Annotated in this window: 14 protein-coding genes; 9 read left to right on the top strand and 5 right to left on the bottom strand. The window is 34.3% G+C overall.

Going from position 1 to position 13227, the window contains the following annotated elements; all coding sequences use genetic code 11:
* Positions 1–181: 181 nt before the first annotated feature.
* From ftsZ to MMJJ_RS07005, 8 genes are all read left to right on the top strand, one after another.
* Positions 182–1264, top strand: coding sequence for a cell division protein FtsZ (gene ftsZ, locus MMJJ_RS06970; RefSeq protein WP_011171380.1), 1083 nt, complete (start codon positions 182–184; stop codon positions 1262–1264).
* Positions 1265–1297: 33 nt separating this feature from the next.
* On the top strand, positions 1298–1537 hold the full coding sequence (locus tag MMJJ_RS06975; RefSeq protein WP_104838226.1) for a protein translocase SEC61 complex subunit gamma: 240 nt from the start codon (positions 1298–1300) through the stop codon (positions 1535–1537).
* Between the two features lie 135 nt (positions 1538–1672).
* Positions 1673–2113 carry a transcription elongation factor Spt5 gene (locus MMJJ_RS06980; RefSeq protein ID WP_011171378.1) on the top strand — a complete coding sequence of 147 codons (441 nt, stop codon included), beginning with the start codon at positions 1673–1675 and terminating at the stop codon, positions 2111–2113.
* A gap of 113 nt (positions 2114–2226) precedes the next feature.
* Entirely contained in the window at positions 2227–2706 is a 480-nt protein-coding gene (locus tag MMJJ_RS06985) for a 50S ribosomal protein L11 (RefSeq protein WP_011171377.1), read from the top strand.
* A 109-nt stretch (positions 2707–2815) separates the two neighbouring features.
* Positions 2816–3832, top strand: a complete 1017-nt coding sequence (locus MMJJ_RS06990; protein ID WP_104838227.1) for an adenylosuccinate synthetase — start codon at positions 2816–2818, stop codon at positions 3830–3832.
* An 84-nt stretch (positions 3833–3916) separates the two neighbouring features.
* Positions 3917–4855 (top strand): 2-phosphoglycerate kinase, encoded by a 939-nt coding sequence (locus MMJJ_RS06995; RefSeq protein ID WP_011171375.1) that lies wholly within the window; start codon positions 3917–3919, stop codon positions 4853–4855.
* Between the two features lie 21 nt (positions 4856–4876).
* The gene (locus MMJJ_RS07000; RefSeq protein WP_104838228.1) at positions 4877–6313 is read left to right on the top strand and encodes a TrkH family potassium uptake protein; all 1437 of its coding nucleotides are present in this window, start codon (positions 4877–4879) and stop codon (positions 6311–6313) included.
* 71 nt (positions 6314–6384) lie between these two features.
* Entirely contained in the window at positions 6385–6702 is a 318-nt protein-coding gene (locus MMJJ_RS07005) for a transcription factor S (protein ID WP_011171373.1), read from the top strand.
* Positions 6703–6756: 54 nt separating this feature from the next.
* Here MMJJ_RS07005 and MMJJ_RS07010 read toward each other — a convergent pair whose 3' ends face one another.
* The 5 genes from MMJJ_RS07010 to MMJJ_RS07030 all read right to left on the bottom strand — a co-directional run bounded on the left by MMJJ_RS07010 (position 6757) and on the right by MMJJ_RS07030 (position 12226).
* The gene (locus tag MMJJ_RS07010) at positions 6757–6918 is read right to left on the bottom strand and encodes a preprotein translocase subunit Sec61beta (protein ID WP_011171372.1); all 162 of its coding nucleotides are present in this window, start codon (positions 6916–6918) and stop codon (positions 6757–6759) included.
* A gap of 72 nt (positions 6919–6990) precedes the next feature.
* Positions 6991–8367, bottom strand: a complete 1377-nt coding sequence (locus tag MMJJ_RS07015; protein WP_104838229.1) for a PFL family protein — start codon at positions 8365–8367, stop codon at positions 6991–6993.
* A gap of 3 nt (positions 8368–8370) precedes the next feature.
* Positions 8371–8991 (bottom strand): dCTP deaminase, encoded by a 621-nt coding sequence (dcd, locus tag MMJJ_RS07020; protein WP_104838230.1) that lies wholly within the window; start codon positions 8989–8991, stop codon positions 8371–8373.
* Between the two features lie 23 nt (positions 8992–9014).
* Positions 9015–9554, bottom strand: coding sequence for a tRNA (cytidine(56)-2'-O)-methyltransferase (locus MMJJ_RS07025; protein ID WP_104838231.1), 540 nt, complete (start codon positions 9552–9554; stop codon positions 9015–9017).
* A 113-nt stretch (positions 9555–9667) separates the two neighbouring features.
* Positions 9668–12226, bottom strand: coding sequence for an STT3 domain-containing protein (locus MMJJ_RS07030; RefSeq protein ID WP_104838232.1), 2559 nt, complete (start codon positions 12224–12226; stop codon positions 9668–9670).
* A gap of 96 nt (positions 12227–12322) precedes the next feature.
* Between MMJJ_RS07030 and MMJJ_RS07035 the strand changes: the two genes are divergently transcribed.
* Positions 12323–13222, top strand: a complete 900-nt coding sequence (locus MMJJ_RS07035) for an MraY family glycosyltransferase (RefSeq protein WP_104838233.1) — start codon at positions 12323–12325, stop codon at positions 13220–13222.
* The last annotated feature ends 5 nt before the right edge of the window (positions 13223–13227 follow it).

Raw genomic sequence — 13227 nt, forward strand, 5'->3', positions numbered from 1 at the left:
ATGAAAGCTATAATCGGCTTTTATATTCCGAATATAAGTATTTTTATTTATAACTATATTTTTGGTATTGGTCCTAATCAAAAGATATAAATCTTGTAACTTATATATTTCCAATGATTATTTAAAACCCACACAATCAGGGCTTTGAGGGCATGCACTATTTCATGAGGAGGTAATAATCTTGAAATTCTTAAAAAACATAGCACAAACAGATTTTTTGGAACCTGCTTCAGAACAGCTTTCAGATATCGATAGAGAACTACTGGAATTAATCGAACAGTCAAAAGCAAGGATAACTGTTGTAGGTTGTGGTGGTGCAGGAAACAACGCAATAAATAGATTAATTGCGGAAAGCATCGATGGAGCAAGAATCGTTGCAATAAACACAGATGCACAGCAACTTGTAAAAACTCACGCGGATCATAAAGTTTTAATTGGTAAAAATCTCACAAAAGGACTCGGTGCAGGTGGAAACCCAGTTAAAGGTGAAGAATCTGCAAAAGAAAATTCAGAAGAAGTTAAAAAAGCAGTTCAAGATTCCGACCTCGTATTTGTAACATGCGGACTTGGCGGTGGAACAGGAACAGGTTCTGCTCCAGTAGTTGCAGAAATTTCTAAAAAAGTTGGTGCTTTAACAGTTGCAGTTGTTACATTACCATTCTCAATGGAAGGAAAAGTAAGGATGTCAAATGCAATTGAAGGTCTTAACAAATTAAAAGAAGTTGCAGATACTATTGTTATTATTCCTAACGATAAATTGTTAGAGATTGTTCAAAACGTTCCATTAAGAACAGCTTTCAAGGTTGCAGACGAAGTTTTAATGAATTCAGTCAGAGGAATGGTTGAACTCGTAAACAACGCTGGAGACATTCACGTGGACTTTGCTGACGTTAGAGCAGTAATGAACAACGGCGGAATTGCAATGATGGGTATTGGTGAGAGCGACTCTGAAAAAAGAGCAAGGGAAGCAATACAAATCGCATTAAACAGCCCACTTCTCTGTGTGGATGTTGATGGTGCAACCGGTGCATTAATCCACATAACTGGCCCTGAAGACATGAGCCTTGAAGAAGCAAAAGAAATTGTTTCAACTGTCTCAGATAGATTAGACGAAAAAGCAACGATTATTTGGGGAACCACAATCGATGAAACACTCGAAAATTCATTAAGAGTTTTACTCATCGTTACAGGTACAAAATCAACTGGCGATTACACTGTTGATGTAACGAAAAAGAGATATTTAATAGATATCCCAAAAATCTAAGTTTAATTTTTTAACGTAATGCCGAGGGATACTATGGCAAAAGAAAAAACTATGAATACTGAAGTGCAGAAATCAAAGTTAAATACGACATTAAATGGATTAAAAGACTTTTTACAACAGTGTAAAAGAGTTTTAATGATTTCAAGAAAGCCAACAAGACAGGAATATATAACAATTTCAAAAGTAACTGGTCTTGGGATATGCCTTCTTGGTTTTGTCGGGTTTGTAATACACGTGCCTATAACTTATTTAAAAGCATTAATAAAGCCTTAAAACACGAAACATACTTTCATATTTTTCAATTTATGAATAGATATATATAGTATAAATCGATAATTCTTTTCAATTATTTTGAGATCTATTTTTAAAATTATTTATTTTCAAATTTTATTCCGTTTTGGTGATATTATGATTTTTGCAGTAAGGACCACTACAGGTCAGGAAAAAAACGTTGCAGAATCTCTGGCGTCAAGAGCTGAAAAAGAGAATTTGGAAGTATTCTCAATCTTGGCAACCGAAGATTTGAAAGGATACATCCTTATTGAAGCTGCTAACAAAGGGGCTTTAGACGAACTTGTTAGAAAAAGTTTTAAAGTAAAAGGAATTGTACCTGGTGAAACCAGTGTAAATGAACTCGATCATTTGTTAACTCCAACAAAAATTATCGAACATATTGATAAAGGGGATGTTGTTGAATTGGTCGGAGGTCCATTTAAAGGTGAACGGGCAAGAGTTACAAGGGTGGACAAACATAAAGAAGAAATTACGCTCGAATTAATTGATGCAGCAGTGCCTATTCCAATAACTGTTGGTATTGAACAGGTTAAAATTATATCCAAACAGGATTAATTTGTATTTTATAATGTCATGGTAAATTTTAAATAGGATACACATAAATAAGAATAAGGAACTTATGATAGTATTATTGCGATACTAAACACGATTCATTTAGAGGTGAATATATGGCAGAACAAGTAGTAGAGATACTCGTATCTGGTGGGAAAGCAACAGCAGGACCTCCTTTAGGTCCAGCAATCGGTCCTTTGGGCGTAAACATCATGCAAGTTGTTCAAAAAATTAACAACATGACAAAAGACTACGAAGGAATGAGCGTTCCTGTTAAAGTTATTGTTGATACCGATAAAAGGACATTTGAAGTTGAAGTAGGTATTCCTCCTGCATCAGCATTAATTAAAAAAGAAATTGGAATTGAAAAAGGATCACAGGAACCAAAACACCAGGTTGCAGGAAATATAACAATGGAACAAATTGTTAAAATTGCAAAAATGAAACAAGATGCAATGTTAGCTTACAACTTGAAAAATGCTTCAAAAGAAGTTGTTGGAACGTGTGTGTCAGTTGGAATAAGTGTGGAAGGAATGACTCCAAGTGAAGCACAAAAAGCAATTGATGCAGGACAATTTGACAGCTACTTTAACTAATTGAATTTCACATTCTTTTTTTTCTGGAAATTCGTATTTATTAATTCAAATATTTATTGGATATGAACTCCTCCGAGTATGCTTGAGGATTTGAATGGAGGTTCTGTACATGACATGTACCATAGTAGTTGGTGGCCAATGGGGCGACGAAGGAAAGGGAAAGATAATAAGTTACCTCTGTAAAAAAGACAACCCTTCAATTATTGCAAGAGGCGGAGTAGGCCCTAACGCAGGACATACTGTCGAAGTAGACGGAGAAAAATACGGAATCAGAATGGTTCCAACCGGTTTTCCAAATGTTAACGCAAAACTTGCAGTCGGTGCTGGAGTTTTAACTGATCCTGAAGTTTTAATTAAAGAAATCAAAATGCTCGAAAAGTTCAATGTAGGGGAAAGAATTCTCGTTGACTACAGGTGCGGTATTATTGAAGAAGTTCACAAAGAACTTGATAAATCTAACGAACACCTTTCAAAAGAAATTGGATCAACGGGAACAGGATGTGGTCCTGCAAATGTTGATAGGGCAATGAGAACGTTGAAACAAGGAAAAGACGTAGAATCAATTTCCAACTATCTTGGAGATGTTTCAGAAGCGGTAAATGACGCTTTGGAAGCAGGAGATAATGTATTAATCGAAGGAACACAAGGGTCCCTATTATCATTATTTTACGGAAGTTACCCTTACGTTACTTCAAAAGATACAAATGCAGCATCTTTTGCAGCAGATGTAGGTATAGGCCCTACAAAAATTGATGAAGTCGTTGCAGTATTCAAATCTTACCCTACGAGGGTTGGTGAAGGACCCTTCCCAACAGAAATGTCATTACAAGAAGCTGAAAATCTTGGAGTGGTTGAATACGGAACAGTTACTGGACGGAGAAGAAGAGTCGGTTATTTCGATCATGAACTTGCTAAAAAAGTATGCAGGCTAAACGGAGCAACCCAAATAGCAATAACATGCCTTGATAAATATGATTCAGACTGTTATGGCATAACTGATTACGAAAAATTGTCCGAAAAAGGAAAGGCATTCATAAAAGAAGTTGAAGAAAAAGTTGGTGTTAAGGTAACTCTTATATCAACAGGTCCAAAACTCGAACAGACAATTGATGTTAGAAATGAATAATTATAAAAATTTTAATTAACTACTTTTTTTATGATTATTATATATTATTATCCAAGTTTTATTTTTTAGATTGGTAGGGATATGATGACGTTTGATGATAATATTAGAATTTTAGTAAAAGATAAAGAGTATGATATGCCCTTTTCAAAGGGTCTTTTAGCGAGATCGTTAACTGCTGCGGGAATGAAACCCAGTGCATCATATACTTTAGCACGCGATATTGAGCGAGAACTAAATGAACAAAACGTATTAAAGATTTCAAAAGATGAATTAAGACGAAGAGTATATTACACACTTATTAATCGAGATTACGAAGCAATTGCGGAAAAATACCTATTATGGCGAAGAATATTAAAGAAACATTCTATAATTATTCTTGTAGGTGGATCCAGTGGTGTTGGAACATCCACAATTGCATTTGAGCTTGCTTCAAGGCTCGGTATTCCAAGTGTTATAGGGACCGATTCAATAAGAGAAGTAATGAGAAGGAGTATTTCAAAAGATTTAGTACCGATGCTCTACGAATCTTCATATACTGCTTGGACTGCGCTTAGAAAGTCCTCATGGGAAGAGCAAGACTCAAAAGAAATGCATTTACTCGGTTTTGAAAGGCACGTTGAGCCTGTTTTATTGGGCATTGAAAGTATTATAGATAGGAGTCTAACTGAAGGAACCAGCGTTATAATTGAAGGAACACACATAGTTCCCGGTTTAATGGCTGAAAAATATCAGGAAATGCCAAACGTTATATTTTTAAACCTAACATTAAGTTCCGAAGAAACCCATAAAAAAAGATTTATCGCAAGAGCAAAGGTAAGCGATAGACCCCTTGAAAGATACTTAGAGAATTTTGAAATAATAAAAGAGATTAATCAGTATATTGTTGAAAAATCAAAAGAAAACAACCTTCCAGTTATAGAAAACGTTTCAATCAGTGATACCGTTCAAAAATGTCTGGAAATTGTTACAGAAAGGTTTAGCAACTTAAATGATGAGCCGATAATTGATTCAGATTTTTACTAATTCATTTAATTTTGGGGTATTATGAAAATTTTTAAAAAAAGCGATATTTCAGGAATTTTTCATGAATTGGGGATTTTAATATCAACTATCGGTTTCATCATGCTGTTGCCGTCGTTTATTGGGATTTATTTTCATGAACCGTTTTTTTATTTTTTATTCCCCTCACTTTTTTTCATGATACTCGGGTTATTAATTAATAAAATTACCAAGCCTATTTCAGTAAAATTAAAGCATGCAATGGTTATTTCCGCATTAGCATGGCTCATGGCTTCATTAATTGGGGCAATTCCATTTTATATCGGTATTGAGTATTTCAGTTATCTTGACGGTGTTTTTGAAAGCATGTCTGCATGGACCACAACAGGATTTAGTATTGTCAGTGATGTAGAATCATTACCAAGAACTCTTCAATTTTGGAGAAGTTTTGAACAGTGGATTGGCGGAGTTGGGGTGCTTGCAATGGTTATCACAATTCTTTCAAAAGCAGGGGCATCTGCATACTACCGTGCAGAAGCAAGGGAAGAAAAAATCATGCCAAGTACAATTGGAACGATTAAAAAAATATGGCAAATATACTTGTTATATACAACCATTGGGATCTGTCTGCTTTATTTAAGTGGCTTAAATTTGTGGAGTGCATTAAACATCTGTATGTGTGGTATTTCAACAGGCGGTATGAGTATAAGTAATCAAAGTTTTCCATTTAATAACTTCGCAAAGATTATAATGACTTTAATTATGTATATCGGTGGTGTTGTTTCATTTTCGGTACACCACAATGTTTTAACCGGAAGGCGGGTTGATGATATACAGACAAAAACTTCAATTCCAATACTATTCTTTGCCGCATTTGTAATTACCCTAACTTCAGGAATAGATCCATTAGATTCGCTATTTACCGTAGTTTCTGCAATGACGAGCACGGGATTTTCAAGCGTACAGATATCTTCGCTAACAAACATATCAATTGCAGTTTTGATATTTGTAATGGCGATTGGAGGGGCCACTGGGACTACAACGGGTGGTATTAAGCTTATAAGGCTTGTAATTATGGCTAAAGGATTTTATTACAGGTTAAAAGAAGTTGTTAGTCCTGGAAACGCAATAATATACAAAAAAATAGGTAAAAACCAATTGTCTGATTTTTTAATTCTGGATGCATTTATAATAGCTTTTGCATATATTATCCATTATTTATTTGGAACGCTTGTTTTAATAAGCCTTGGTTATGATCCATTTTTATCAGTATTTGAGTCAGTTTCGCTAGTTGCAAACATGGGGCTTTCTGTTGATATAGTAAACCACTCACTACACCCCGTTGCAAAAATTTTAGGTGTATTTTCAATGTGGGTTGGAAGGCTTGAAATTATTCCGATATACGTTTTAATAATCCTTCCTCTGTACTTAAAACTAAAAGATGTGGGTAAAAACAAAATAAGTAAAAATCGAAAGTTATAAATAGTAATTTAACCTCTTTAAGTTGAATTATGAAGATATATCCTTTATAACCGAATTACAAGGTGGGATTTATGGTCGAATTTTGTCCTAAATGTAACAATATCATGCTCCCAAAAGGTGGAGTTTTAAAGTGCGTGGTCTGTAAACACGAAGAAGAACTTGGTGATGCAAATCAAGAATACGCTTTAAAAGAAAAAATAGAATCCAAAAAACAGGACGTTACTGTTATTGAAAACGTAGATACCCTCCCAACAACAAGAATAGAATGCCCAAATTGTGGAAATATGGAAGCATTCTGGTGGTTACAGCAGACAAGATGTGCTGATGAACCTGAAACCAGATTTTACAAATGTAAAAAATGCAGTCATACGTGGAGAGAATACGATTAATTAAGATTTAAATTAATATTAAAAATTCAAAAAAAACTTATTTTATTTTTTTAATTAAATTAAAATTCCGTAGTTTAAAACAGCTTCAATGATTATAATTGACACGGTTAAGCCTAAAACTTTTTCCGGAGCTATTTTTATTTTTGAAACATCTTCATCCATATATCTTACAAGTCCTGCACTTGTGCTCAGTCCTGCATCCTGATTTTTAGCCATTTTATCACCTTATCTAAAAAGTATATGTTTTAAAAGTTTATAAACTTTCCTAAAAATTTTTAAGTATTGATTTTAATTTGTAAGGGATTGAATTGGTGCAGGTATTCTTCCGCCCCTTTCGATAAGTTCTTCGGAAGAAAATTCGCTAACAGGCATGATTGGAGCTGTTCCAAGGAGTCCACCATATTCTACATGGTCTCCAACATCTTTTCCAGGAACTGGAATGATTCTAACTGCTGTGGTTTTTTTGTTTATCATTCCAATTGCCATTTCGTCGGCCATAATTGCAGATAATGTTGAAGCAGGTGTTTTTCCCGGAACTGCAATCATGTCAAGACCTACTGAACAAACACAGGTCATTGCTTCAAGTTTTTCTAGTCTCAAAGCTCCAACCTCAACTGCTTCAATCATTCCTGCATCTTCACTTACTGGAATAAATGCACCACTAAGCCCTCCAACGTTACTTGAAGCCATTGCTCCTCCTTTTTTGACTGCATCGTTTAACATTGCAAGTGCTGCTGTAGTTCCGTGGGTTCCGCATCTTTCAAGACCAACAGCTTCTAAAATGTTTGCAATACTGTCTCCAATTGCAGGTGTTGGTGCTAAAGATAAATCAACTATACCAAAGTTTACGCCAAGTTCATTCGCAACTTCTTTTCCGACGAGTTCGCCCATTCTCGTGATTTTAAATGCTGTCTTTTTAATTTCATCACTAACTGTTCCAATATCTTTTCCTTTCAACTGTTCTACAACTGCTCTAACAACACCAGGTCCAGAAACTCCTGCATTAATTACTGCATCTCCTTCTCCAGGTCCGTGGAATGCTCCTGCCATGAATGGGTTGTCTTCAGGAGCATTACAAAATACAACAATTTTTGCACATCCAATTGCATCTTTTGTAATCTCTGAAGTTTCTTTAACTATTTCCCCCATTTTTTTAACAGCGTACATGTTAATTCCAGCTTTTGTTGTAGCAACATTAACTGATGCACATACTTTGTCAGTTTTAGTCATTAATTTTGGAATTGACCTGATAAGCATTTTTTCTTCGTAGGTAGCTCTTTTTTGAACTAATGCAGAATATCCTCCAATAAAGTCTACTCCAACTTCTTTTGCAATTTTGTCAAGTGTTATTCCAACTTCAACGCATGCATCAACTGCTTCTTCATCACTCAATCCTTTTACGGTACTTCCCATAATCAATCCGATCGGAGTTACTGAAATTCTCTTGTTTACTATTGGAATACCATACTTTTGAGAAACTTTGTTTGCAGTTTCGACTAAATTTCCGCCAAGTGATGTTATTTTGTCGTATATGTTTTCTTTTAACAGGTCTAAATCTTTATCAGCACAGTCTTTTAGGTTGATCCCAAGTGTGGTAGTTCTTATATCTAAATTTTGGTATTCAATCATTTTTATTGTTTCAATAATTTCCTCTGGAACGAACATGTTTTATTCCTCCTCATTAGTTTCAAAGTCTTTTTTAATAAGTGATGCCATTACTGACGTCTGTCCTGCATATTTTGAGCATTTTCTATCTGAATATCCAATATCTGCTGGTGAAAGTGTTTTACTAAATATTAACTGTCCTACTCTCTGGTTTTTATAGAGAATTACAGGCTTATCATAAGCTACAATTTCTAACGTTATTTTTCCCTTAAATCCTGAATCAATCCATCCTGCGGTCTGGTGTGTTTGTAAAAATACCCTTCCAAAACTGCTTCTACCCTGGTACTGTGCACAAACGTCATTTGGAAGTTCTACGTATTCATTGGTGGTTCCTAAAAGTCCTCCACTCACAACACAGTCGACACTGTATTTTTCTTTATAATTTTTAATTATTGTTTCATCCAAGTGGTGGTTTAGGGGGCATACCATAACGGAATTTTCAATTTCGAATTTACTGTGATTTAGAGTTTTTTTAACGTCGTAAACGTCTTCGTTGTATTTTATAAATTCGCTTCCAAGGGTAACATCATAAGAACAAGGTCCAACGAATTTTGAGTTAAATGGCTCAATTAAAACTCTTTTCGAAGTAACATAATTAAAAATGTCTTTATCACTTAATATCATCTATTTCACCAGAGAGATTTAGATTAGTCCTTTTCTACAAAAACACACTTTTCAGATTTTGAAGGTGTTACTTTTATTTTGGCATCATTATACTCAGAATAAAGAGTTTTTCCTTCGGTAAATCGGTCTAGGAATATTGCAAGTGCCGCAACTTCAGAATGGGGCTGGTTTCCAACTGAAAGGTTGTAGTCTGCAAGATCGTAAGCTTCTCTTGGAACTTTTTCAGCACCAATTATCAAAAGCAAGTTTTTATTCGTTTTTGAAATATCTTCTCTAATCTCTGTCATAATTTTATTAATATTTTCCCCATACATTGTAAGATGTACTACTATCCCGTTATCTTTAAACCTTTTTGCATAAGATCTCCAGGATTTGACGACTTCAAATTTAAATTCTCCGCCCCATGCGTCAACAATTCTTTCAACGCTTTCTTTAACGTGTTTATCCTCTTCAGTAAATATTATCTTTTCAGCCCCAAGTGCTCTTGAAGTTAGTGCAACGTGGGTGGATATTCGTTTGTCTCTCTCGCCTCGATGGCCCAACCTCAATATCTCAATAGCCATAAAATCACCAAATTAATCAAATAAAATTCGAGTTAAATTAAAAGTTTTCAAAAAATATTAAAAAAGTTAATATTTAAAATTAATTGAAATGGTAAAAAAATTAAATCTCAAAATTAATTGAGATAGTCTGTTCCGTAATCTACGCTGTAAACTTTAAATCCTGGCTGTATGCCGTAGGATGTTGGATCTACTGATTCTTTTTCAAGACTAATTTTTTCAAGTCCATATCCGTCAAGGAAATGTAGTTTTGTATATATACTGTCTTCAAGGTTTTTACTTGAAACCCAAGCATATACTTGGTATGTTCCATCTGATAATTTTTCTAGCCTTACGATTTCAGAGTAGTCTCCATTTTCGTTTGTTTCCTGTTCGTAGACATTTCCATTCACTTTTAAAATTAGTTTGTGGAAATTTGGACTCTGCATGGATGTCTGGTTGTTGCTGTCAATAACTGCATTTGCCGATTTTATTTCAGAATCTGTAATTTCAAGAATATTTATAACACGGTATGAATCAGTTTCTTGTAGTGGTATGTATACTACAGTAGTTCCGTTAACATCCTGTGCACTACCGCCCAATTGCTGGTAGTAGCCCATTTCTCTATCGCTATTTTCAGTGTTTGCCGGTAAACTAAAGTTCCAGTTTCCAAACATGCTCCATACTGATGCAATACTTGTCATCCTGTTGTAAGTAATTAAATAATCAGGATTTGTAACTTTTGGATGTGTTAAATCAATTACTTCTTCTGCTTCTGCATTTGTCAGGTCGTAGTTATTTACTAAACTAGCTTTAGCTTCTGTTCTTGTCAATGGAAGTATTTCATTTAAAATATCTACAGTATCTTTAATCGATCCTGTTTTTTTAATTAAAATACTGTCATCATCATAAGCGCTGTCTCCACTAGTTGCAAGCATTCTCAAAATTCCAACTGATAAATTTTCATCAGATGTTGAAAATGCATGTCCGACCCAGTAAGCTCTAGGGGTGTTTTGTGATCCTCCATCAAAGGTTACCATTTTTCTTGTAGCCCATGTGTAGATGTGTCCGTTATCCCACCAGCAGGTAACAACTGAGTTTTCAGGAGTTTCTGATTTTATCCAGCTTAAACTATCCATCCAGCCGTTATTCATTGTAGGTGCAGTATAAAATGGTACTGCGGCAGCCATTGATGGGAAAACAAGCATAACTGCAAGAAGTACTCCAAATACTTTTTTAACAGCTTGCTCCTTTTCAGAAATTATATCAATGATTTTGTATACTGCCAATACAAGCATTGCAATTATTGATAAATAAAATGCAATTGGAACATAGGTGGTTGGAATGATTATATTGAATAATTCCCCATTGTATTTGATCAAACTAATTACCGAGAGAATTCCAATTACTGGATATAATATATATTCCACTTTTTTTTCGTATCTTTTAATTATATTTTCAATCTGGCCTGCAAAGATTCCTATACCTATTGCAAGTGCAGGAGTCATCAATGCAACGAACCTGATACCTTTTGTCGCAGCATAAACTGTAGCCATAAGCCAGAGTGTTAAATAAAGTGCATATTTAATATCAATTTTTTGTTTATCGTGTCTGAATGACACAAATGATAATAATATTCCAGAAATTCCTGCAATTAATAACCAAACATTTCCAACCGAATTTTCAATTATGTCAGTTACGGTTGGAATTGCAAGTTCTGAAACTGTCGTATAAACATTTGGCCAACCTGTTATTTTTGTAGCTTCATTTATTGCAGTAAATCCGATTGGGGATAATATCCCGTTAATAAATCCACTTAATCCTGTTGAAAGCGAAACAAGAATTGCTCCACCAACCAATGTAATCAATGAGGTTGTAATCACATTTTTTAGATTTTTAGATTTTGTTAAATATTCGTATGCTAAATATAAAACTAAAAATCCTGCTGTGATATCAAATGCATACCACCAACCCATCCACATCATTGGATATAATCCAATCAAAATGGCAGCAATTCCCCCAAATATACCCGATTTTTTAGAATTTTCCTGTTCGTGAATTGCTTCCATTACCATCCAGACTATGAATAGTAATGGCAGTATCTCAAATATCGGTGTATCTGAAAATCCAGCAGATGTTTTATATAATAAACTTGGACTTGAAATCAAAAGCAGCGCTCCAACAAGTCCCCCTATGTTTGAGCCCGTATTTCTCCTTACAATAAAAAATACAGGAATTCCAAGGAAAATACTCATAATTGCAGGAACCCAGAATGCTGCATTCATTATTGTAACTGTTGAATCAATCGAATTCCAAACTGAATATACTAAAACTGTTGCAATAGAAAGTGCAGAAACTGAACCTGATTTATGTCCCGGAGGTGCGTACTGTATTGTATCATATGGGATATTTTCCCCATTTATTTCAACGGTAGTTTCTCCAACATGTGAATAATCACTATTTACATAATTTTCAGTCATTCTAAGGTAGTAATAAGGGTCGAGTGCAGTTAAATACATCCTGCCGTTATCGTCTGAGAACATGTCTTGCAAATATGAATTATCTGTAAACGCCATGTCCGCAGTTTGGGCACGGATTTGAAAGCTCATCATTCCTATAAACAATAATATTAGGATGATCTTTATTTTTTCATTCTTTTTGAAAAAATCTGAGACTTTATTTAAAAATTCACCCATAATCCTCCTCCAAAATTTTTATCAAAAATAATCAATAATGTATATATAAATAGTTTATCAATTGAATTATGTTTTAATAGTATAAATGGTGATGTTATGGATTTATATTTTGTTTTATCTGCTTTATTTTCTTTTGTAATTTCTCTGATATTCACAAAGTTCATGATTAAAAAAATGGTTAATTACAAGTATGGTTATGACCTTCATAAGGCCGATAAAATCAAGGTGGCAGAAATGGGTGGGTTATCACCCGTAGTTGTATCGTCTGTTGTAATGTTATTTTTCAACCCGGCAATTTCTCTAAGTATATTTTTACCGGGATTTGTTGGGGTAATCGACGACATTTCAAGATTAAATTCAAAAGAAAAGATAGTTTTAACATTTTTAATCGGCTTTCCAGTCGCATTTTTTTTAAAGTTGGGTTTTTTACCATCCATTCTTTTAATCCTTGGAATTTTTATCTCATCAAATTTAACAAACATGCTTGCAGGTTTCAACGGTCTTGAAATTGGAATGGGGATACTTCTCTGTTTATTTATGGCGGCAGTATGCTTGATGAATGGAGATATATTTGGATTTAAAGTTTTGATTTTATTTTCAGCAGCGTATCTCGGACTTTTATACTACAACCGATACCCTGCAAAGGTATTTCCTGGGGACACTGGAACCCTTCCAATCGGTGCATTTTTAGCAACTATTGCAGTATGGAGAGGATTTATTCCGGAATTATTTATACTAATGATTCCATTCGTGGTTGATGCACTTTTAAAGCAGTTTACTGCAGGAGTTACAAAAAAAGATACTGTATTTACACCTACTAAATTAAAAAATGGAAAGTTATGTGTTGAAGGCGGATATCTGTCATTGCCAAGAATGATTTTAATGAAAAAAGCAATGGAAGAATATAAAATAGTACTTGTGTTATGGGCAATCGAAGCCTTTTTTGGAATTTTGAGTATTTTATATACAAAATACATCGGATTTAATATTTTTTAAAAAAG

The sequence above is a fragment of the Methanococcus maripaludis genome, assembly GCF_002945325.1.
In the GTDB taxonomy this organism is placed as follows: domain Archaea; phylum AGJL01; class Methanococci; order Methanococcales; family Methanococcaceae; genus Methanococcus; species Methanococcus maripaludis.

Bases quoted from the DNA above. Each gene is read 5' to 3' on its own strand.
- MMJJ_RS06985 (WP_011171377.1), top strand. From the start codon at position 2,227: ATGGCAGAACAAGTAGTAGAGATACTCGTATCTGGTGGGAAAGCAACA.
- MMJJ_RS07015 (WP_104838229.1), bottom strand. From the start codon at position 8,367: ATGTTCGTTCCAGAGGAAATTATTGAAACAATAAAAATGATTGAATAC.
- MMJJ_RS07000 (WP_104838228.1), top strand. From the start codon at position 4,877: ATGAAAATTTTTAAAAAAAGCGATATTTCAGGAATTTTTCATGAATTG.
- MMJJ_RS07005 (WP_011171373.1), top strand. From the start codon at position 6,385: ATGGTCGAATTTTGTCCTAAATGTAACAATATCATGCTCCCAAAAGGT.
- MMJJ_RS07025 (WP_104838231.1), bottom strand. From the start codon at position 9,554: ATGGCTATTGAGATATTGAGGTTGGGCCATCGAGGCGAGAGAGACAAA.
- MMJJ_RS06975 (WP_104838226.1), top strand. From the start codon at position 1,298: ATGGCAAAAGAAAAAACTATGAATACTGAAGTGCAGAAATCAAAGTTA.
- MMJJ_RS07030 (WP_104838232.1), bottom strand. From the start codon at position 12,226: ATGGGTGAATTTTTAAATAAAGTCTCAGATTTTTTCAAAAAGAATGAA.
- dcd (WP_104838230.1), bottom strand. From the start codon at position 8,991: ATGATATTAAGTGATAAAGACATTTTTAATTATGTTACTTCGAAAAGA.
- MMJJ_RS06995 (WP_011171375.1), top strand. From the start codon at position 3,917: ATGACGTTTGATGATAATATTAGAATTTTAGTAAAAGATAAAGAGTAT.
- MMJJ_RS07035 (WP_104838233.1), top strand. From the start codon at position 12,323: ATGGATTTATATTTTGTTTTATCTGCTTTATTTTCTTTTGTAATTTCT.
- MMJJ_RS07010 (WP_011171372.1), bottom strand. From the start codon at position 6,918: ATGGCTAAAAATCAGGATGCAGGACTGAGCACAAGTGCAGGACTTGTA.
- MMJJ_RS06980 (WP_011171378.1), top strand. From the start codon at position 1,673: ATGATTTTTGCAGTAAGGACCACTACAGGTCAGGAAAAAAACGTTGCA.
- MMJJ_RS06990 (WP_104838227.1), top strand. From the start codon at position 2,816: ATGACATGTACCATAGTAGTTGGTGGCCAATGGGGCGACGAAGGAAAG.